We start from the raw sequence: 20,871 nt of genomic DNA on the forward strand, positions 1-20,871 counted from the left end.
GGTGACTGGGTGGGATCTGAAACCGCAGGGTATTCAGGGTGTGCTGAAGACGACGGGTGAGATCGCGTCGAAGATTCAGACGCATGCGACGTCGTACGGGGATCATCTGTCGTCGGCGGCGTCGAGTGCGGGCACGATCACCGCCGAGGGCGGCGACGGCGGCGGTGGCGGCAAGGACGGGGAGCAGGCCGTGGGTGGTCTGGTCGCGTTGGCGTTGTCGCAGTTCGCGGAGCACACCACCCCGGATCTGAAGTTCATCGCGGCACGGGCGGGGAAGTCGCTGACCGGTGCGGTGGACGCCACGACCGCGTACCTCAACGGTGACCTGGACATGGCCGCCGAGGCGCAGCGCAAGGCGTTGGGTGCGGTGGATCTGGATCCGAAGAAGCCGGGGGTGCAGTCGCGGTGATCAAGCCTGAGGCGATTCCGCAGTACACGGGTGATCTGGGTCAGCTGGAGAAGGACCACGCGAGCCTGACGACGGATGCGGGTCATATCCGGGACACCGGTTCGTCCGTCCATACGCATTTCCAGGCGTTGTCGGCGTATTACAAGGCTCCTGAGGCGGAGCGGTTGTTCGCGTCGACGAAGCCGGTGCAGGACCGGGCGGACGGGTTCGCGGACGATCTGGAGAAGGTCGCTTCGTCGTTGTCGGACTATGCGACGGAGATCCGTCCGCTGGTCACGAAGCTCACGCAGCTCAAGGCGGACGCGACGACGTTCGTGAACGACAACAAGGACGACGACGACTGGGAGTACGACGGGGACAAGGTCGAGGAGCACAATCAGCTCCGCGACGACATCACCGCGACGGTCGCCGCGTTCTGGGCGGCGGAGCGGACCTGTCACAACAAGATCACCGCGTTGTTCGGCGGGACGCAGATGGTCGCCGGGGACGGGTCCGAGCGCAAGGACCAGTACGGGTTCGACGCGGACGACCTGAAGAACGCGAAGCTTCCCTGGGGCGATCCGGTCGAGGAGAAGCACCACTGGTACGAGGTCGGTCACTGGGTCAAGTCGTTCGTGTGGGACGGGCTGATCGTCGACGGGATCTGGGGCACCATCAAGGGCCTGGGCACCCTCGTCGGGTTCGGTGGCTGGGACGCGATGGGGCAGGCCTGGAAGGGCCTGGCCCAGCTCGCGACCGGCCTCGCGATCAGCGCGATCCCCGGCGCCTCGACCCTCTTCTGGACTCTGCCCGACGACAAACTCCCCTCCTGGCTGCGTGACTCGCGCACCGCGATGAAGGAGACCGGCAAGGCCCTGGTCGCGTGGGACGAGTGGGGCAAGAACCCCGGCCGGGCGGCCGGAGCGGTCACGTTCAACGTCCTGACGACCGTGTTCACCGGAGGCGCCGGCGGCGCCGCCGCAGGAGCAGGCAAAGCCGGAGCCGTCGCGAAGGTGCTGTCCGTCGCGGGCAAGGCCGGCAAGGTCATCGACCCGATGACCTACATCGCCAAGGGCGCCGGTGCGGGCCTGTCCAAGATCGGCGACATCACCAAGGGCCTCAAGGGCATCAGCAACATCGAGATCCCCAAACTCCCCGACGACGCGATCACCCTGCCCGAGGGCTCCCTCAAGCTCCCCGACGGCACCGTCCACCTCCCCGACGGCGCCCCGATCCCCGAGGGCGGCGTCAAACTCCCCGACGGCAACATCAAGTTCCCCGACGACGCCCCCCTCCTGCCCGAGAACACCACCAAACTCCCCACCCACACCGACGTCCCCGTCCAGTACTTCGACCACGACGGCAACCTCCTCAACGAACACGGCGACACCGTCCAGCACGCCAAGGACGCGCCCGCCGAGACCTCCCCTCACCTCCCTGACGTGGAAAACACGGTCAGAGAACCGGCGCTGGTCGGTGCGGGCACCCACACGGCAACCGATGTCGGTCACATGGGTGACGACGCTTTCGGAGGGACCACCCACCCTGCCGACCACCCGTCCGGCAGCGGAACGGGACACGGCGGGGACACCCCGTCCCACCCTGGGGAAACGCCGGATGGGCCTGCACACCCGCACGAGGGTGGCTCCTCGGAGCCCGAGCACACCCCGGACAACGGGCCGGACGAACCGCATGCCCACGATTCGGACGGTCACCAGCCTTCGCCCGACGGACCTGCGGCCGATCACCACCCCACACCTGATGCCGGCGACGGGCCCCACTCCCCGGACCACGACGCCGATATGGGCACCCGCCGCGACTACGAGGCCCGGGTTTCACCGGAATCCAGAATTCCGGCACAGCCCAAGGAACCCGGCGATCTGATTCTGGACACCGGCGACCCCGTCTACTTCGGAGACGGGCGAACAGCCGTGGGCTACGACAGGAGCACGAGGGTCAACTTCGACCTGGTCGAGCCGCTCCCGGGGTACCACGACGTGGTTGTGCACGGAAACAACCAGGGCTTCTTCGAACCCGGGCGGGTGAACGAGGCCGGATCGTCCTTCTCTGCCGGTGACACTCACCCCACACACATCGCGGATGCCATACGGGCCAACCCGAGCTACGACGGAGGCCCGGTGCGGCTGGTGTCGTGCCATACGGGAACGGCAGGAGAAGGCGTGCTGGACATCCCCGCCGCACAGGCCGTCGCCAATGAACTCGGAGTCCCTGTGATGGCCCCGACGAACAAGGTCGGCGTGAACACCAAGCTCGGTCCCAACCAGATTCCGAAGATCTTTGGTGGAGGATACTGGCGAACATTCCTTCCCATGGCCCGCTAGCAGAGGATCACCCATGCAGATCGCCGATTTCTTCCAGGAACTCTGGGCACCCTCGTTCGGAACTCCGAGAGGAAGTGTGCGGGACTTCCTTGCGCCGAACCCTTACGAAGATGCCAAACGGATCACCGAGTATCTGCTCGGAGGCCACGAGGTCTTCAGCGTCATGGGCTCCTCCGAAGACGTGCTCGGTTCCGGCAGGACCGTACTCGGTGGCGACTCGATCTTCTCCGACGGAGAGTGGCTCTGGAGGGGAGACCTCTGGTTCTACGTCTGGACACACCACGTAGAACTCCCCGAGGAATTCCTCGCGCGGATCAGGGAACACGACTATCTGGTGCCCCCCGAGAACGAAGCCCAAATGGTGGAGGTCGCCAAGTACGTCGACGCGAATCTCTGACCGGCCCGGACCGGCCTGGCAGGTTTTTTGCCGGGCCGATCGGTCTCATCGGCCCAGGGGCGGGTTTTCGAGTGAGCGGCGAATCGTCGCGGGCCGTCCTCGGGCGGCTGTGGGCCATCGCCTGGGACGACCTGGAGCCGGCCATCGAGCGGGTGTGCCGCGGCGCGGTCCGCTGGGCCGCGCTGCGGGCCGAGGGCAAGGTCAAGCTGCCCGAGCTGCCCGATCCCTACGAGCCGATCCTGCTCATGTTCGAGCGGGGCAGAGGCTATTCCTTCGGGCAGTTCAGCGAGCGCAGGGGCGGGTTCGCGCAATGGGAAGGGCTCGGGCTCGATGCGCCGAAGATTGAACTGGCGCCCGACCTCTCAAACATCAACGAGGCGATGGAGGCTGCCTTCCAGGAGCTCCGTTCGAACGGACTGGACCTGAAATGACCGATGGATCGACACTCGCTCTGCTGGAAAGGCTGCGTACAGCCGACTGGTCCGGCGATTGGGATCACGCCTTCGACCACGCGCAGTCCCGCCGTCTGCTGATGCACGAGTACCTTCGACGTTCCGCTCTGTGGGCCCAGGCATACGACGCCGAGGGCGACTGGCCCTTCTTCGATGTCACTCAATACATCGACAAGGAGTTCCGGCTCCCACCGGCACTTGCCACGAAGCTCGACGAGTGCCTCAAGAAGGTCGCATACGGCGCCCGGAAGACCTGCGGGGCGGCCGTACGATTTACGGAGCTCCGCGCACAGGGCAACATCGCGACGCCCGACCTGCCCGACCTCTACGAGCCCCTGATCCTCTTCTACGAGCGGGGCGGCGAGTTCCTTCAGGACGGGGCCGGATTCCTCGACCTGACCGGTGTGTCCATCAAGCCCCGCAGCCTTCGGAACCACCTCGCGGACCTGCCCTTCCTCACCTTCGACGGGCGCACGCTGGACGCCCTGGACGCCAAGGGACGGATCTCCTACCACGCGACAGCCGACCGTTCGGGGCCCGTCCTGCGACGGCGTCTGCTCAAGGCTGCGGAGCAGCGCGACGAGGTCTTCACGCAGGACCTGCGCTGGGAGCCGACGGACCTGCTCCAGCTCTCCGACGAGAAGAAGACCGATATTGTCTACACGCAGATCGGCGACATCGAAGCGGCCGAGCTCATCCAGTCGGCCATCCGGGGCTCCTCCCGCACCTGACGCGTTGCGGCCGATGGCGAGGTCGAGGAGCGGTCGGCCGATGCCGGCCGGGGACGGGCTACGAAAGAACAGCGAACCGTCGCGGGCCGCCCCTGAGCGGCTGCGGGCCATCGCCTGGGACGATCTTGGACTCGGCCTTCGCCCACGGTCGTTCACGCGCGCTGCTGATGCGTGAGCACATGCGCCGTGCGGCTCTGTGGGCGCGCGCCTGCGGCGCCGAGGAGGGCCGGCCGTTCTTCGACGTCGGCGAGTACGTCGACCCTGGCAGCCGGGTCACCTACTGCGCGAAGATCAGTGAGGGCTTTCCCCGGAACAGCCCGCGCGGGATCCTCCGGCGCCGCACCATCGGCCGGGAAGCGGAAACGTACGACGAGGCGTTCACCCGGAATCTCCGCTGGGAACCCACCGAATACCTCCGGTTGTATGCGCTCGGCCACAACGAGATCGACCATGTCGAGATCACCGAGATCGAAGCCGCCGCGTTCATCGAATCGACGACGAAGAGGCTCGCCGGATCCTGATGACCCGCCGGGTCCGCAGGCGATCACCAGGCTACGGATAGGGCGATCGAATGATCGCCGCTCAAATCGTGTACAGGGAGTGAAGATCGACCGAAGATCCTCGGGAGCCCCGTCGAGCCGGGAGGGCTCCCCTTCCCCTGCGGCCCGGTCATGTATTTCGTTTTCACACGTCATAGCCTGCGCCGTGCTTCGGTAGCCCTGTCACAGCCTGTCCACAGCCCCGAGGTCCTCGATTGCTTCAGCACCCCGGAGTTGATAGGGATGGTCAGCACATTTGTTTGCACAGGCTCGGCAGGGGGACTGAATGAAGTTCGACATGGGGGCGCAGGTTCTGACGAATCTGTCGTCGAAGTCGCGTGGGTCGAGTGATGACCTGGGTACGTTGATTCGTCAGCTGTTGCAGGCGGCGGCGCCGTTGGAGGGGAAGTTCAACGGTGCGGGCCGTGCGGCGTTCGATTCGTTCAAGGGTCGTTCGGACGAGATCACGGCGGCGTTGAACGGTTCGCTTTCGGCTCTTCTCGGTGGTCAGTCGGGGATGGAGCAGGCGTTCGGTTCGGGTGATCAGGAGCAGGGTGACAACGCGCGGCAGCAGATGTCGGCGGCGAACTTCGACGCGGCGCGCTTCGGCGGCCGGTGACAACGGGGAGTTGGGTTTCTGATGGCTGGTGACGGTGACCGTCGTTCGTACGACATCGGCGCGTCCGCGGACGCGCAGGGCAACATCCAGGTGGTGATCGGGCGCCTGGAGGAAGTGATCGCCGCGCGGGACGGCCAAGTGAAGGCGGCGATGGCGGACTTCGCGGCCGATGGTGTGGCGGACGAGTACCACGGCAAGGAACTGCGGTGGAACCGTTCCTCGCAGGAGGTCAAGAACATCATCCAGCTGCTGAAGACGACGCTGGAGAAGAACGACGGCACGGCGCAGCACACGATCACGCGCGCGAAGGCCGCGGTCGACAACATCGGCTGACTCGTCCGGGAAACCTGCCTGGGGGTGGGTTCGGGGTCGGCGCGGTAACGGGGAGCATGAGGTAGGGCATGACCGGCTGGGATCTGAAGCCGCAGGGTATTCAGGGTGTGCTGAAGACGACGGGTGAGATCGCGTCGAGGATTCAGACGCATGCGACGTCGTACGGGGATCATCTGTCGTCGGCGGCGTCGAGTGCGGGCACGATCACCGCCGAGGGCGGCGACGGCGGCGGTGGCGGCAAGGACGGGGAGCAGGCCGTGGGTGGTCTGGTCGCGTTGGCGTTGTCGCAGTTCGCGGAGCACACCACCCCGGATCTGAAGTTCATCGCGGCACGGGCGGGGAAGTCGCTGACCGGTGCGGTGGACGCCACGACCGCGTACCTCAACGGTGACCTGGACATGGCCGCCGAGGCGCAGCGCAAGGCGTTGGGTGCGGTGGATCTGGATCCGAAGAAGCCGGGGGTGCAGTCGCGGTGATCAAGCCTGAGGCGATTCCGCAGTACACGGGTGATCTGGGTCAGCTGGAGAAGGACCACGCGAGCCTGACGGCGGATGCGGGTCATGTCCGGGACACCGGATCGTCCGTCCATACGCATTTCCAGGCGTTGTCGGCGTATTACAAGGCTCCTGAGGCGGAGCAGTTGTTCGCGTCGACGAAGCCGGTGCAGGACCGGGCGGACGGGTTCGCGGACGATCTGGAGAAGGTCGCTTCGTCGTTGTCGGACTATGCGACGGAGATCCGTCCGCTGGTCACGAAGCTCACGCAGCTCAAGGCGGACGCGACGACGTTCGTGAACGACAACAAGGACGACGACGACTGGGAGTACGACGGGGACAAGGTCGAGGAGCACAATCAGCTCCGCGACGACATCACCGCGACGGTCGCCGCGTTCTGGGCGGCGGAGCGGACCTGTCACAACAAGATCACCGCGTTGTTCGGCGGGACGCAGATGGTCGCCGGGGACGGGTCCGAGCGCAAGGACCAGTACGGGTTCGACGCGGACGACCTGAAGAACGCGAAACTTCCCTGGGGCGACCCGGTCGAGGAGAAGCACCACTGGTACGAGGTCGGTCACTGGGTCAAGTCGTTCGTGTGGGACGGGCTGATCGTCGACGGGATCTGGGGCACCATCAAGGGCCTGGGCACCCTCGTCGGGTTCGGTGGCTGGGACGCGATGGGGCAGGCCTGGAAGGGCCTGGCCCAGCTCGCGACCGGCCTCGCGATCAGCGCGATCCCCGGCGCCTCGACCCTCTTCTGGACCCTGCCCGACGACAAACTCCCCTCCTGGCTGCGTGACTCGCGCACCGCGATGAAGGAGACCGGCAAGGCCCTGGTCGCGTGGGACGAGTGGGGCAAGAACCCCGGCCGGGCGGCCGGGGCCGTCACGTTCAACGTCCTGACGACCGTGTTCACCGGAGGCGCCGGCGGCGCCGCCGCAGGAGCCGGGAAGGCCGGCGCGGTCGCGAAGGTGCTGTCCGTCGCGGGCAAGGCCGGCAAGGTCATCGACCCGATGACCTACATCGCCAAGGGCGCCGGTGCGGGCCTGTCCAAGATCGGCGACATCACCAAGGGCCTCAAGGGCATCAGCAACATCGAGATCCCCAAACTCCCCGACGGTTCGGTGCAGTTGCCCGACGGTCGCCTCCTGGAGCCCAACGGGAATCTGATCGCCCCGAACGGCGTGGTCGAAACGACTCCGATCCCGCACGACACGGTCCCCCACACCTCGGGCCTGCCGTCGTCCTGGCAGATTCAGCAGCCGGTGCCGTCGGGAGTTCACGCGGGAGGCGGCTTCGACCACGTACCGGGCGGAGCACCCGGCCACGTACCGAACGGATCGTTCGGCCCCGCCCCAGCACACTTCGACCCGGCGAGCCACGTACCCGGCGGAACACCCAACCACGTACCGAACGGATCCTTCGGCCCCGCCCCAGCACACTTCGACCCGGCGAGCCACGTACCCGGCGGAACACCCAACCACGTACCGAACGGATCCTTCGGCCCCGCCCCAGCACACTTCGACCCGGCGAGCCACGTACCCGGCCATGTCCCGGGCGGCGTCGGCGGTCACGTCCCCACCGACCACTTCCCGACGGGCGCGGGGCACGACATTCCTGGCCACACGGCTCCGGGGCACGACCTGCCCACGGGCGCGCACGGACCGGACCACGGCGTACCCGGCAGCAACCCGCACACGACGGACGCCCCGCACACCCCGGGCCACGACGGACCGGGCGCGCACGGGCACGACGGTTCACACGGCGGCGGGCACAACGAGTCGCACAGCGGCGGGCACGCGGACGACGTGGCCGCGCACGGCGACGACGCGGCGCACGTCGGTGACCACGGCGGGCATGTCGACCCGCACGGCGCCGCCGGAGACGCGCTGCACGGCGCCGACGACGCGACGACGGCCGGGCATCACGGTGCGGACGGGCCGGGTGGCGGGGGTGCGGGTGATGGCTTCAAGTACACCCCGCACGTTTCCGCGGACGACTTCGATGATCTCCCGACTGCCGAGAAGCACGCGGTCGCGGCAGCCGAACTGACGGACGGTACCGTTCCGTTCGCCGACAACAAGGCCGCGATCGCATACGGTCGGAACCACTGGAACGACTATGTGGACAACTTGGACCCGTCCGCGAAGCAAGCCCTTCGGGACTACACGGGTGAGACGTTCCCCTCCTACCACGACATGAACGGCTACCTGAGGGGTACCGAGGGCTACGGTCCCAGCGCCGCGGTGACGCACGACATCGCCGAGATGGACCGAGTTCTGTCCACCCGTGCCGTGCCCGACGACATCATGGTCGTCCGGGGTACTGGTCTGGGTCACCTCAAGCTGGACTCCCCATTCGACATGCTGGGCCAGACGTACCCGGACAAGGGGTACACCTCGACCTCCCTCGGTAACCACCCGGTGTCCGGCTTCGCCGGCAAGGAGGCGATCCTGCACCTCCGCGTGCCGAAGGGGACGCCCGCCCTGTGGCTGGAGAAGGTCTCGAAGTTCGATGTGGAGGAGCGGGAACTGCTCCTGGCCCGCGGTTCCGAATTCAAGGTGACCCGTGTCTTTATGGACAATGGTCAGGTCCAGGTCTATGGGGAAGTCCTGCCTTCGAATAAGGGAGCGGTGCACGGATGAGCAACGAACAGCGGCCCAATCCGCGGTTGAACGAGGATCTGTTGTTCAACGAGGCGCCCGGAGGGCCACCGCGCTACAGCCGTCTGTCCCACAAGCCCGTCCAATACCTGACAGTGGCGGGCAAGGACGGCGAGGTGATCGGCTACGTGTGGGCGAACGACGAAGACGACGCCGCCGGGTGGTTGGTGCGCAAGGCAGGCGGTGACGAGGCATTCAACAAGGGCGCCAGGTGGGCCAGGAAGCTCCACGACGCAAAGGCCCGTGGGCTTGCGCCGACGTCCGCTCTGGCGGAGATGATTCAGGAGTCGGACCCCACGAAGAGCAGCTATGTCGTGCCCGGATCCTTGACCGAGGCACCGAACGTCGAGGTGGTCAGGAGCCTGGCCGACGCGGGCTGAGGCCCGGCCCACCCACGACAAGAGCTGACCATGACGTACGAACCCGACGCACCGCGATACCGCGCCGAGACCGACAAGCCGGTCCATCACCTCGCCGTCGCCAACGCGCGCGGCGAGGCGATGGGCTATCTGTGGGCCAACGACGAGGATGACGCCGCGGGTTGGTGCCTGCGGCCCGCCGGTGACCGGGCCGGGTTCGACGAAGGGCTCGAATGGTCCGCGAAGCTCGGCACCGCCAAGGCGCGCGGGCTCGCACCCACAGCCGCGCTCGCCGAGCTGGCCCGCGGCTCGGACCCGAGGTGCGTCAGCCATGTCGTCCCGGACTCCCTGGCCGCGGCCCCGTCCCTGGCCGCGCTCAGGGAGCTGGCCCACGTCGTCACCGAGGCCGACGACCGGCGTCTGCTGGCTCAGCTCGACCGCGAGAACGCCGACGCGTGGCGTGAGCTGAGGAGCGCGCTCGCCGCGCTCACGGACGAGGACCGCGCCGTGCGGTGGTCCGAGGGTGGGAAGCAGCCCGACGGCACCTGGCGGATGAGCTACCCGCTCCACGGCGAGCGGCTCCAACGCCTGGTGCGCGCGCTGCCCGCCGTCGGCGCGGTGACGCCCGCGTACCTGTGGCGGGACAACCCGCCGCCGGCCGTGCCCGCCGACGGACGGCTGAGTCCGGCCGACGCGGTGCGTGCGGCCACCGCCGTGGTGCGTGGGGAACGCTTCTCCGACGGGACGATCGCGCAGGCGGCGGGGGACGGTCTTCTCGACGCCGTGGCCGAGTCGTTGTGCGCCTGGTACGAGGCCGTGGCCAACGGCTCGCGGGACGATCCCTGACGAATACGGAATGCGCGTTCGCCGTGCTCGCTCGTGCCGCAACCTGGGCTGTACTGCCTGCTCGCCCATGCCTTATGTTGCAGGAGTGAATTAGGGGATTCCCGTACGGTGCCCGCCGACTGATGCGGAATATGCCGCTCCCCCGGAGTGGGCGGGAGTGACCCGGCCCCGGCCGCCGTTCCTCGCGCCGACGGGCCGATGATGCAGCGACCATGACCGACGCAACGTACGACTGAGGCAACGGACGACAAGACGAATGGCACGGGATTACGACAGCCAGCTTCTGGAGTCGGTGGCGGTACGGCGGCGCAGGATGCGCGACGCACTGCTGTTCGGCGCGCAGCGGGCACGGCGCACGGCGGACGAGCGGCTCGGGAAGGTGTTCGCGGGCATCGCCATCGCCGCCGTGCTGTGCGCGGGATGTGTGGGGTGGTCGTTCGTCCAGAACATGCTGGAGAAGCAGAAGGCCGAACAGCAGAAGCAGCAGCGCCAGGAACAGCAGTACCAGCAGCCGACGAAAACGGCGCAACCGGAGAAAACCGGGGAATCGGCGAAGAATCCCCAATAAGTCAGTAACTCCGGCAAATTCAGAAAGAGTTCCCCGCAAAGGGAACTGAGAAGGCGCTAGTAGCATGGGCACGCCAAGCTGCCCGACTCCTCAAAACGTCGCGATGATAGGTTCCCGTAAAGTGGTGAGCACAGCAACGACTTCCCGAGCGCAGCTCAGCCGGGTGACTCTGGTCGGTGAGCGACGCCGGGCCGATATCGTCCTGCCGTCCGACACCCCGATCGGGCAACTGCTGCCGGACATTCTGCAATTGCTGGACGACCGGGCGGCTTCGCGCCCGATGACACGGCAGTTGATCACGTCGGACGGGTCCGCGCTCCCCCACGACAGCACGCTGTCCTCGGCCGGGATCGCGGACGGTGCGGTGCTCCGGCTCGTCCGGGCCCACTCCGCGCCCCCTGCCCCGGTCGTGCACGATGTCACCGACCTGGTGGCCGACGATCTCGATCTGCAGGCCTGGCGCTGGCGTCCCGCCGCGCGCCGGACGAGTGCGGGTGTGGCGTCGGTGGCCTTCGCGGTGGTCGCCGCGCTGCTCGCCCGGCGTGAGTTCGCCCTGGACGCGCTGACCGGCGCCCTCACGGCCGCCACGCTCGTCCTGCTGGCGGCCGGTGCGCTCATCGCGAAGATCGGGCAGGGCAACCGGGGTCTGGCGACGGCGCTCCTGCTCGCCTCCGGCAGCCTCGGCATCCTCACCGCCTGGACCGCCGCGGACGCCTACGACTGGGCGGGGACCTCGCGGCTCGCCGCCGTGGCCGCCGCGCTGGTCCTGACGCTGGTGCTCCTCGGCTACTTCTCGCCGCTCGGCCGCGGCGGGCTCATCGGCGCCGTCGCCACCACCGCGATCACCGTGGTGTGGGAGGCCGTCGCCGCCGTCCAGGACGATCTGGCCCGGCTCGGCGCGGTGATGGCCGTCTTCTCCGTCGTCCTGCTCGGACTGCTCCCCCGGCTCGCCCTGGCGGCGTCCGGGCTCACCGCGCTCGACGACCGCCGCTCCGGCGGCGCCTCCGTCAGCCGCCACCAGGTGGGCAACGCGCTGGCGGCCACCCACCGCGGCCTCGCCCTGGCGACGGTGATCACCGCGGTCTCCGCGGCGGCCGGCGGCTGGCTGCTCACGCTGGCCGACAAGCCGTCTGTGTGGACCGTGGCGCTCCCCTCGCTGGTGGCCCTCGTGCTGCTCTCCCGGGCGCGGGCCTTCCCGCTGGTCGCCGAGGTCGTGGCGCTGTTCGCCGCCGCCGCGGTCCTGGTCGTGCGCCTGGTCATGCTGTGGATGCAGCACGCCGGGGGCGCCGGTCCGCTCGCCCTGCTGGTCGTGGCCGCGGTGCTGCCGCTGCTCGTCCTGGCGGTGCAGCCGCCCGAGCATGTGCAGGTCCGGCTGCGGCGCATGGCCGATCTGGTCGAATCCATCGGCGTGGTGGGGCTCTTCCCGCTCGCCGTCGGTGTGTTCGGCGTGTACGGACAGCTGCTCAACAAGTTCTGAGTCGACGCGCAGGTGCTCCGGGCGGGGCAGCAGGGCGAAAAAGAAGGGCAGACATGCCGAACGAAGACAACTGGCAGGGCGATGTGCTGCGCGCCATGAGGGGCGGCGCCGCCCAGGAGGGCGCGCAGGGCCCCGGCGGTCAGGGGTACGGTGCGCCCGCGCAGGGTCAGGGCGGTCAGGGCGGTCAGCCGTACGGTGCCGCCGCGCCGGGTCCCGCCCTGCCCGCGCAGAACGCCCACGCCTACGGGGCACCCCAGCAGCACCCCGGGTATCAGGACCCCCAGCAGCCCCAGCAGCACCTCGGCTATCAGGAACAGCAGCAGCCTCAGCAGTACTCGGGCTACCAGGAACAGCAGCCGGCCCAGCAGCACCCCGGCTACCAGGGACAGCAGCAGTACGCCGGGTACCCGGAACAGCACCAGCCGCACCAGCAGTACCCCGGACACGAGGAACAACAGCAACCGCACCAGCAGCACCCCGGCTACCAGGAGCAGCAGGCCGTGGCCGCCCACCCCGTCGGGCAGGCGCAGCCGCAGCAGGCCCAGCCGCAACAGCCGCAGCCCGCGTACACCCCGGGCACCCGGCCCCACCACACCCCCGACTCCCGGCCCGTGGTGGACCGGCAGCTGGCCGCCGTCGGGCGCAAGGCGCGGCGCGGCGAGCCGTTCGCCGCACGGGCCGCACGGGCCCTGCGGGTGAGCGTGTCCTCCTCGGCCGCGCGCGAGGTCGCCCGTACCACCGCCACCGCCGAGATGCTCCAGCAGCCGGTGACGACCGGCCGGCAGATCGCCGTCACCTCCATCCGGGGCGGCGCGGGCAAGTCGACCGTCGCCGCGCTGCTCGGCTCCACGTACGCGCACTACCGCCAGGACCCGGTCCTCTTCGTCGAGGCCGACCCGGCGCTCGGCTCGCTGCCGCTGCGGCTCGGCGCCGAGTCGCTGCGCTGGACCACCGGTGACCTGGCGGGCATCATCGAGCCGCAGATGTCGCTGCTGGACATCACCGGCTATCTCGTCCAGCTCCCTGGCAACGCCTGGCTGCTGCCCGGCAGTCAGGGCCAGATCGGCGCGATGCTGGACAGCAGGGCGTACGAGCGGGTCATGGTGTCGCTGCGCCGTTACTTCGGCGTCACCGTCGTCGACTGCGAGACGCTGCCCGCCGAGGTCGCCCGGGTCGCGCTGTCCGCCGCCCAGGCCCGGGTGCTGGCCGCGCCCGCCACGCTGGAGGGCATCACCAGCACGTACGCGGTCCTGACCTGGATGCAGTCGCTGCCCCGGCAGGTGATCGCCGGCACGGTCGTCGTGCTCAGCGAACTGGTGCCGCACCCCGGACTCGATCTCGACGAGGCGGCGGAGAAGCTGAAGGCCACCGGCGCGAGTGTCCAGGTGCTGCCGTACGACCGGCATCTGGCGGCCGGCGGCGAGATCCGTACCGAACTCCTGGCGCACGCGACCCGGGAGGCCGCCACCCGGCTCGCCGCGGACGTGTTCCGGCTCTCCCAGCAGCACCACTGATCACCGATCGGCAGCACCCACTGATCCCGATGCCCGGGTCGTGTCCGCAGAGCCCCGTCGTACGCCCGCAGGCCGGACGGGACCCTGCGGACACGACCTGACCCGACCCCGAGTGACGGACGACGATGAGTACCCGACTGATCCACCGCCCGGCCAGGACCACCCGGCCGCCGGCCGCCTCCGAGGCGCGCACCATCGAGGCCCCGCCGAACCTGCCCGAGGGCAAGTCGGGCAACATCGCGATGTCGCTGTTGCCCGTCGCCGGTGTGATGTCCTCCGTCGTGATGATGACGGTCGTACGCAACAGTCAGTTCGCCGGGCTCGGTGCGATCATCCTCGTCGTCACCGTCATCGGCTCCGTGGCGCTGGTCTTCTCGCAGCGCGGCAAGGCCCAGCGCACCCGTCGTACCCAGCGCGAGGCCTACCTCGCCTATCTGGAGGACCTGCGCGAGGAGCTCTCCGTCGAGGAGCGCCGGCGGGCCGAGCGGGCCGATGTCCTCAATCCGCCGCCGCACGCCCTGTACGACATCGTGCGCGACCCGGCCCGGGTCTGGGAGCGGCGCCGGCTCGACGGCGACTTCCTGCGGGTACGCGTCGGCACGGGTGAGATGCCGGTGCGCGATCTGACGGTCGCCCAGCAGGGCTCGTCCGTCCTCTCGCCACCCGACACCTTCATGCTCAACGAGGCGTCCGCGCTGATGGACCGCTTCCGTACCGGTACCGAACTCCCGCTCACCGTCCCGCTCGACCGGGTCGGCAACGTCAGTGTCATCGGCCCCCGCGAGGACTGTCTGCGCGTCGCGCGCGCCCTGCTCGTCCAGACCGCCGCCACGCACGCCCCCGACGACGTCGCGATGGCGCTCGCCGTGCCCGGTGACCGGCTGGCCGACTGGGAGTGGGCCAAGTGGATGCCGCACCTGCTCGACAGCGAGCAGTTCGACGGTCCGGTCGCCGCGCGCCGGATCGCCCCGTCCGCGCCCCAGCTCGCCCGCCAGATCGGTCCGGAGCTGCGCCGTCGTGCCTCGTACGCGGCCGAGGTGCGGCGCGGTCTGTCCGGCAAGGACGCGCTGTCCATGACGTCCCGGCTGCTCGTCGTCACCGACGGGCACGGCGAGGACGCCGTCGACCTGCCGCGCCCGGACGACGCGGTCGGGCTGCGCGAGATGGGCGTCAGCGTGCTGCACCTGCTCGAACACCGGGTCCAGGAGCCGGGCCACGTCAGTGTCCGGATCACCGTCGACGGCAACGGGGTGGTCATCGAGGACCTGCGCGAGCAGGAGCCGATCAGCGCCCACGGCACCGTGGACGAGGTCGGCATCCCGTTCGCCGAGGGCCTGGCCCGGATGCTGGCGCCGATGCGGCTGTCCGCCGAATCGCTGGTGGACGCCCCGCTGTCCGGGCCCGTCGACTTCGCCGACCTGCTCGGCATCGACGACGTGGCGCAGCTCGACCTCTCGCGCCTGTGGGCGCCGCGCGGCGAACGTGCCTTCCTGCGCGTGCCGATCGGCATCAGCGACTCCCACCAGTCGGTGCTCCTGGACCTGAAGGAGTCCTCCGAGCTGGGCATGGGTCCGCACGGGCTGTGTGTCGGGGCCACCGGTTCCGGCAAGTCGGAGCTGCTGCGGACCCTGGTCCTCGCCCTGGTGGCCACGCACCCGCCGGAAGACCTCGCCCTGGTCCTCGTCGACTACAAGGGCGGTGCGACCTTCGCCCCGTTCGCGGATCTGCCGCACGTGGCGGGTGTCATCACCAACCTGGAGAACCAGGCGGGCCTCGTCGAGCGGGTGCACGCCTCGCTCGCCGGTGAGGTCAAGCGCCGCCAGCAGGTGCTCAAGGACGCGGGCAATGTCGCCGACATCGGTGACTACGCGGCGCTGCGCGCGGACCGGCGGCCCGATCTGGATCCGCTGCCGCATCTGTTCGTCGTGATCGACGAGTTCGGTGAACTCCTCACCGCGAAGCCGGACTTCATCGACCTGTTCCTGTCCATCGGCCGTATCGGCCGCTCCATCGGTGTGCACCTGCTGCTGTCCAGCCAGCGCATCGAGGGCGGCAAGCTCAAGGGCCTGGACACCTATCTCTCCTACCGGCTCGGTCTGCGTACCTTCTCCGCCGACGAGTCGCGCACGGTCCTGGACACCACGGACGCCTTCCATCTGCCGCCGCTGCCCGGGTTCGGCTACCTCAAGGTCGACACCAGCCACTACGAGCGCTTCAAGGCGAGCTACGTCTCGGGCGCGTACCGGGGCCCGGTGCAGCGTACGCAGGAGGAGGACGCGGGTCCGCTCGCCCTGGAGTACGAGGCCTTCAACACCCTGGCCGAGCCCGTGAGTTCGGGCGAGGAGCCGAAGGTGCGGCGCCGGGAGACCGGGCCGACCGAGATGGGCGTCATCGTCGACCAGCTGCGGGAGGCCGCCGGTCCGGTGCGCCGCATCTGGCTGCCGCCGCTGCCCGACTCCGTCGCCCTGGACAAGGTCGCGGGGCCGCTGGACGTGGGCCCGCGCGGGATGCAGCTGGCCAAGCGGCGCGGTCCGCTCCAGGTGCCGCTCGGCCTGCTCGACGACCCGACCAAGCAGTGGCAGGGCCAGTGGTACCTGGACCTCACGGTGGCGGGCGGTCACGCCGCGATCATCGGCGGTCCGCAGGCGGGCAAGACGACGATGCTGCGCACGCTCGCGCTCGCCATCGCGCTGACCCACACTCCGCAGGAGGTCGGCGTCTACGGCCTCGACCTGGTCGGTGGCGGTCTCCAGGCCGTGTCGGGGCTGCCGCACGTCGGCGGCGTCGCCGGCCGTGCGGACCGGGAGCGCGCGGGGCGCACCGTCGAGGAGGTGCGGGGGATGCTCGCGGTCCGCGAGGAGCTCTTCCGCGAGCACGGCATCGACTCCGTGGAGCAGCTGCGTTCGCTGCACGCGGCGGGCCGGCTGCCCCGGCTGGCCTCGGCCGAGATCGTGCTGATCATCGACGGTTTCGGCGCACTGCGCGACGACTTCGACGAGCTGGACGATGCCGTCGTCGACATCCTCAAGCGCGGTGGCGGCTACGGCATCCATGTCGTCGCGGGCATGCTCCGCTGGAACGACGTACGCATCGCCACCCAGTCGAACTTCGGCACCCGGGTCGAGCTGCGGCTGAACGACCCCAGCGAGTCCAGCATCGACCGCAAGCTCGCGCAGACCCTGTCGCCCGACGAGCCGGGCCGCATCCTCACCGACGGCAAGCTCTTCGCGCAGGTCGCGCTGCCGCGCACGGACGGTCTCGCGGACGTCTCGGATCTGGGCGCGGTCCTGGAGCACACCGCCCGCACGATCCGCGCCACCTGGAGCGGCGAGGTCGCCCAGCCGGTGCGGATCCTGCCGCACATCCTGGAGCCGCACCTGCTGCCGGGCCCGGTCGCCGAGCCCAAGCGGGTGCCGATCGGCCTGGACCAGACGGCGCTCGCGCCCGCCGTGCTCGACCTGTTCCACCACGACCAGCATCTGCTGATCATGGGCGACAGCGAGTGCGGCAAGACGAACCTGCTGAAGACCGTCGCCGGTGGGCTGATCGAGCGCTACGGCGAGGAGGAGCTGGTCTTCGCCGTCATGGACCCGCGGCGCGGTCTGCGCGGCGCGATCCCGGAGGAGTTCCGCGGCGGCTACGCGTACAACCCCAAGATGTGCGCGGGCCTGGCCGCCGGTATCGCCGGCGAGCTGGAGAAGCGGCTGCCCGACGACCGGGCGGACACCGAGGACCTGGAGCCCGGCAGTTGGGGCAGCGGTCCGCGGATCGTGATCCTGGTCGACGACTACGACGTGCTGACCACGGCCGGCCAGTCGCCGCTCGACCCGTTCCTGCCGTACATCCCGTCCGCCGTCGACATCGGGCTCCACTTCGTGCTGACGCGCCGGGTCGCGGGCGCCTCCCGCGGCATGTACGACCCGCTGATGCTCGGCCTGCGCGAGTCGGGGGCCTCGGCGCTCCTGATGTCGGGCGACCGCAGCGAGGGCCAGCTGTTCCCCGGTGTGTACGCGGCCCAGCAGCCGCCGGGGCGCGGTGTGTTCATCCGCAGGGGCCAGCCCAACCGTCTGATCCAGACCGTGTACACCGCGGAGTGACGCGCCCGGGAGCGGTCCCGCGTCCGCGGGCCGCTCCCCACCGCACATCCGCACTCCGGACGAAGAAGGAACGGCCGACCACATGACCAAGGACGTCATCGCCCTCACCACGCGCATGCCCGACCCGCTGACCGTGCTCGCAGGGCTGCTCGCGGGCGGCCCGGACAAGCTGGTGGGGACGACGGGCGAGGATGCCGTCGTGCAGCTCTGCGACGATCAGGGCCGACCCCTCGTCTCCATCGAGGCGCCGGTGCTGGTGCAGGTCGCGGGCGAGGCCGAGCGGCTGCTCGGGGCCACCGCGCCCCCGGTCCCGTTCTGGTGGACGGAGGCCCGCGCCACCACCGGTGTCGAGGAGGCCGAGCGGCTCGCGGGCACCTTCGCGGCCCGGATCGCGACGCTGGCCGGGGGCTCCGCCTGGCCGCCGGAGGCCGCGCGTTCGCTGGCGGTGGTGAAGACCGAGGGGGTGAGCGTCGCGCCCACGCCCGCCGCCGCGCAGCCCGCCGTCGACGCGCTCACCGACAAGGTGGCCGTCATCATCCAGGACCGTCCGGTGATCGCCATGACGGCCTGGCTCTCGGACGCGTTCCGGGCCGCGGCCAATGCCGAGCTGGGGCTCCAGATCGTCACCTCGCCGGGTGCCGTGCTCTCCCCCGCCGTACGCAACAGCCTGAGCGGCTGGCCGTCGCGCTGGGTGGTGCAGGACGAGAAGGACGGCTACTACGACGGTCTGTCCGGTGCCGTACTGCGCTGGCAGAACGGCATGTTCGCGACGGTCGAGTCGGCCGACGCCACCCCCGAGGACCCGCGCACGCCGGTGGCCGCCTCGTACCAGGAGGTCGCGAACACCGGTGAGCGTCAGCTGGCCATCTCGTTCCGCACGGTCCACCCGGCGGACGACCGGCTGGTGCTGGGCGGGTCCCTGGAGTCGGTGTGGCAGGAGCTGACGGGGCAGGCTCCGGCGGGGTGGGGCACCGCCGAGCCCGCCAACCTGCCGTGGTCGCTGCGCCGGCTGACCGATGTCGCCTTCGACCGGGCGCCCGCGCCGACCTGGCTCGTGGTGGTCGGCGGCCCGGACCGGCCGGGCCTGGCCACGGTCCGCATCAGCCGTACGAAGGCGGGGGTGGAGGAGGACGTCACGCTGGCGTTCGGCTACGGCCCCGGCGAGGAACTTCCGCTGGACGCCCTGCCCCGGGTGGCGGAGGTGCTCGCCACCCGTCATCACCTCCAGTCGATGCTGGTCCAACTCCGCAAGGCCCGCCGGGACCTGGCCGTACCGCCACGCTTCGAGGGGCCGGGGGTCCCGCTGGCCTTCGTGCTCGGCGCGGAGGAGGTGCGCGAGATGCCCGGCGACCGCGCCCGGCGCACCCCGCTCTCCGAGCCGCCGGTCCAGCTCGGCCCGAGGTCCCGTCCGGCGCTGTACTACCCGCTGCCTGGTGACCCTTCGGACCTGTCGGGCTGGCAGGATTTCGAGCGGCTGATGCGGCATCTCAAGGGCGCCTGAGCGGAACGGCATGCCGACGGCCCCGTCCCGGGAGACCGGGCCGGGGCCGTCGGCATGCCCGGGGCGGCGTGAAGGCGGCGTGAAATCGACGGCGTGGGCGCCTGGGCTGACGTCCGGGCGGACGCCCGTGCCGCCGACAGACGATCACCACAAGAGGTCATTAACTGCTCAGAGACGTTCACTCGTTTCCTGACGATCAAGCACTTTCGGTCACAAACAGCTTCCCTCCCACCCACACACGGGGTTGACTGGGAGTCACGCATGGTGATGCCGCCGTCCCTGCACCAAGGGCGATTGCCACCGCGGGCCCGCGGGCCCGCGCCCGATGCCCCGAACCCCCGGCGGAGGAGAGTGAGCAGGAATGACTGCCTCGTCTCGCACGGTGAGCCCCTGGCCAGGGTCGGTGGGTGCGGGCGGCCCGTCCCCCGATGCGCACCCGGCGCCGACATATGAGTCCGACCGGAAACCCGTTCGTATCGTTCATCCGAATCGTTTCGACGAGGGGCACCAATGAGCCAGATCGCGCTGCCAGCGTTTCATATGCCGTTCCAGAGCACCGGATGCAATCCCGGCATCGAGGAGACCCGTGAGGCCGCGTGGGAATGGGCCGGATCCAACGATCTCGCGCTCTCTCCGGTGGCCCGCAAGAAGATGATCCGGACCAGGCCCGAACTCTGGATCTCGCTCATATTCCCCACTGCCTCGCAGCAGCATCTCGATCTCTTCTGCCAGTGGCTCTTCTGGGCCTTTCTCGTCGACGACGAGTTCGACGACGGCCCCGCCGGACGTGATCCGCGCATGTGCGAGGCGGCGATCGACCGGCTGGTCACCGTCCTCGACGGCGGCCCGCCGCGCGGCGCCATGGAGGGGGCACTCGTGGGGCTGCGGACCCGGACGTACCGGGACCGGTCGACGCGCTGGATCCGGCAGTTCCGGCGGGACACGGTCGCCTGGCTGTGGACCTACTACGCCGAGGCCGTGGAGCGGGCCGCCGGGCAGGCGCCGAGCCGCACCGAATTCGTGAAGCACCGCCGGGATTCGGTGGCCATGCAGCCCTTCCTGGATCTGCACGAGATCACCGCCGGGATCGACCTTCCGGAATCGGCCAGGAGCCTTCCCGCGTACATCGCGCTGCGCAATGCCGTGACCGATCATTCGGGTCTGTGCAACGACATCTGCTCCTTCGAGAAGGAGGCCCTGCTCGGATACGAGCACAATGCGGTGCGCCTCATCCAGCGTGATCGCGGATGCACGCTCCAGGAGGCCGTGGACGAGGCCGGGGCACAGCTCGGGGAGATCGCGGAGCGGGTGCAGCGCGCCGAGAAGGAACTGATCGAGGAGATCGACGCGGCCGGCATCCAGGGCCCCACCCGGGCCGCGCTGGAGCAGTGCGTGCAGGACTACCGCGGTCTGGTCCGGGGCGACTTCGACTACCACGCCCGCGCGGAGCGCTACACCCGTCCCGATCTCGTCGAGGTCGACGAACGGGAGTCCCTGTCGGAGCACTTCGCGGCCTGACCCATCATCAGCACGGCGCGGGAGCCGGCG

18 protein-coding genes are annotated in these 20,871 nt (G+C 69.6%); all 18 read left to right on the forward strand.

The window, feature by feature from the left end; all coding sequences use genetic code 11:
* The first annotated feature begins 40 nt into the window (after positions 1–40).
* The 18 genes from OG520_RS12100 to OG520_RS12185 all read left to right on the forward strand — a co-directional run bounded on the left by OG520_RS12100 (position 41) and on the right by OG520_RS12185 (position 20,841).
* Positions 41–409 (forward strand): DUF6507 family protein, encoded by a 369-nt coding sequence (locus OG520_RS12100; protein WP_399338530.1) that lies wholly within the window; start codon positions 41–43, stop codon positions 407–409.
* Positions 406–2,730, forward strand: coding sequence for a hypothetical protein (locus OG520_RS12105; RefSeq protein ID WP_406013171.1), 2,325 nt, complete (start codon positions 406–408; stop codon positions 2,728–2,730). The genes OG520_RS12100 and OG520_RS12105 overlap by 4 nt, the downstream gene beginning before the upstream one ends.
* 13 nt (positions 2,731–2,743) lie before the next feature.
* Complete coding sequence (locus tag OG520_RS12110) at positions 2,744–3,127, forward strand: hypothetical protein (RefSeq protein WP_385339716.1); 384 nt, start codon at positions 2,744–2,746, stop codon at positions 3,125–3,127.
* A gap of 71 nt (positions 3,128–3,198) precedes the next feature.
* A complete protein-coding gene (locus tag OG520_RS12115) occupies positions 3,199–3,558 on the forward strand; it encodes a hypothetical protein (protein WP_406013172.1) in 360 nt (119 codons plus the stop codon).
* A complete protein-coding gene (locus OG520_RS12120; protein WP_406013173.1) occupies positions 3,555–4,310 on the forward strand; it encodes a hypothetical protein in 756 nt (251 codons plus the stop codon). The genes OG520_RS12115 and OG520_RS12120 overlap by 4 nt, the downstream gene beginning before the upstream one ends.
* Positions 4,311–4,477: 167 nt before the next feature.
* A complete protein-coding gene (locus OG520_RS12125; protein ID WP_406013174.1) occupies positions 4,478–4,831 on the forward strand; it encodes a hypothetical protein in 354 nt (117 codons plus the stop codon).
* A gap of 304 nt (positions 4,832–5,135) precedes the next feature.
* Entirely contained in the window at positions 5,136–5,468 is a 333-nt protein-coding gene (locus OG520_RS12130; protein WP_266415905.1) for a hypothetical protein, read from the forward strand.
* Positions 5,469–5,489: 21 nt separating this feature from the next.
* Entirely contained in the window at positions 5,490–5,801 is a 312-nt protein-coding gene (locus tag OG520_RS12135; protein ID WP_266415907.1) for a pore-forming ESAT-6 family protein, read from the forward strand.
* A 68-nt stretch (positions 5,802–5,869) separates the two neighbouring features.
* Complete coding sequence (locus OG520_RS12140) at positions 5,870–6,277, forward strand: DUF6507 family protein (RefSeq protein ID WP_406013175.1); 408 nt, start codon at positions 5,870–5,872, stop codon at positions 6,275–6,277.
* Positions 6,274–8,943, forward strand: a complete 2,670-nt coding sequence (locus OG520_RS12145) for an ADP-ribosyltransferase (RefSeq protein WP_406013176.1) — start codon at positions 6,274–6,276, stop codon at positions 8,941–8,943. Before OG520_RS12140 ends, OG520_RS12145 begins: the two co-directional genes overlap by 4 nt.
* Positions 8,940–9,341, forward strand: coding sequence for a hypothetical protein (locus OG520_RS12150; protein WP_406013177.1), 402 nt, complete (start codon positions 8,940–8,942; stop codon positions 9,339–9,341). The genes OG520_RS12145 and OG520_RS12150 overlap by 4 nt, the downstream gene beginning before the upstream one ends.
* 30 nt (positions 9,342–9,371) lie before the next feature.
* Positions 9,372–10,166, forward strand: coding sequence for a DUF6508 domain-containing protein (locus OG520_RS12155; RefSeq protein ID WP_406013178.1), 795 nt, complete (start codon positions 9,372–9,374; stop codon positions 10,164–10,166).
* Between the two features lie 256 nt (positions 10,167–10,422).
* Complete coding sequence (locus tag OG520_RS12160) at positions 10,423–10,734, forward strand: hypothetical protein (RefSeq protein WP_266426773.1); 312 nt, start codon at positions 10,423–10,425, stop codon at positions 10,732–10,734.
* 103 nt (positions 10,735–10,837) lie between these two features.
* A complete protein-coding gene (gene eccD / locus OG520_RS12165) occupies positions 10,838–12,211 on the forward strand; it encodes a type VII secretion integral membrane protein EccD (protein ID WP_406013179.1) in 1,374 nt (457 codons plus the stop codon).
* Positions 12,212–12,264: 53 nt separating this feature from the next.
* On the forward strand, positions 12,265–13,725 hold the full coding sequence (locus OG520_RS12170; RefSeq protein ID WP_406013180.1) for a hypothetical protein: 1,461 nt from the start codon (positions 12,265–12,267) through the stop codon (positions 13,723–13,725).
* Positions 13,726–13,850: 125 nt separating this feature from the next.
* Positions 13,851–17,822: a type VII secretion protein EccCa gene (gene eccCa / locus OG520_RS12175; protein WP_406013181.1), complete on the forward strand. Its 3,972-nt coding sequence runs from the start codon at positions 13,851–13,853 to the stop codon at positions 17,820–17,822.
* An 82-nt stretch (positions 17,823–17,904) separates the two neighbouring features.
* Entirely contained in the window at positions 17,905–19,323 is a 1,419-nt protein-coding gene (locus tag OG520_RS12180; RefSeq protein ID WP_406013182.1) for a DUF6177 family protein, read from the forward strand.
* A 540-nt stretch (positions 19,324–19,863) separates the two neighbouring features.
* Positions 19,864–20,841 (forward strand): terpene synthase family protein, encoded by a 978-nt coding sequence (locus OG520_RS12185; RefSeq protein WP_406016469.1) that lies wholly within the window; start codon positions 19,864–19,866, stop codon positions 20,839–20,841.
* Positions 20,842–20,871: the final 30 nt, after the last annotated feature.

The organism is Streptomyces sp. NBC_00984, from assembly GCF_045162475.1.
GTDB lineage: Bacteria > Actinomycetota > Actinomycetes > Streptomycetales > Streptomycetaceae > Streptomyces.

Bases quoted from the DNA above. Each gene is read 5' to 3' on its own strand.
- OG520_RS12110 (WP_385339716.1), top strand. From the start codon at position 2,744: ATGCAGATCGCCGATTTCTTCCAGGAACTCTGGGCACCCTCGTTCGGA.
- OG520_RS12120 (WP_406013173.1), top strand. From the start codon at position 3,555: ATGACCGATGGATCGACACTCGCTCTGCTGGAAAGGCTGCGTACAGCC.
- OG520_RS12125 (WP_406013174.1), top strand. From the start codon at position 4,478: ATGCGTGAGCACATGCGCCGTGCGGCTCTGTGGGCGCGCGCCTGCGGC.
- OG520_RS12130 (WP_266415905.1), top strand. From the start codon at position 5,136: ATGAAGTTCGACATGGGGGCGCAGGTTCTGACGAATCTGTCGTCGAAG.
- OG520_RS12135 (WP_266415907.1), top strand. From the start codon at position 5,490: ATGGCTGGTGACGGTGACCGTCGTTCGTACGACATCGGCGCGTCCGCG.
- OG520_RS12140 (WP_406013175.1), top strand. From the start codon at position 5,870: ATGACCGGCTGGGATCTGAAGCCGCAGGGTATTCAGGGTGTGCTGAAG.
- OG520_RS12150 (WP_406013177.1), top strand. From the start codon at position 8,940: ATGAGCAACGAACAGCGGCCCAATCCGCGGTTGAACGAGGATCTGTTG.
- OG520_RS12155 (WP_406013178.1), top strand. From the start codon at position 9,372: ATGACGTACGAACCCGACGCACCGCGATACCGCGCCGAGACCGACAAG.
- OG520_RS12160 (WP_266426773.1), top strand. From the start codon at position 10,423: ATGGCACGGGATTACGACAGCCAGCTTCTGGAGTCGGTGGCGGTACGG.
- eccD (WP_406013179.1), top strand. From the start codon at position 10,838: ATGATAGGTTCCCGTAAAGTGGTGAGCACAGCAACGACTTCCCGAGCG.
- OG520_RS12170 (WP_406013180.1), top strand. From the start codon at position 12,265: ATGCCGAACGAAGACAACTGGCAGGGCGATGTGCTGCGCGCCATGAGG.
- eccCa (WP_406013181.1), top strand. From the start codon at position 13,851: ATGAGTACCCGACTGATCCACCGCCCGGCCAGGACCACCCGGCCGCCG.
- OG520_RS12180 (WP_406013182.1), top strand. From the start codon at position 17,905: ATGACCAAGGACGTCATCGCCCTCACCACGCGCATGCCCGACCCGCTG.
- OG520_RS12185 (WP_406016469.1), top strand. From the start codon at position 19,864: ATGCCGTTCCAGAGCACCGGATGCAATCCCGGCATCGAGGAGACCCGT.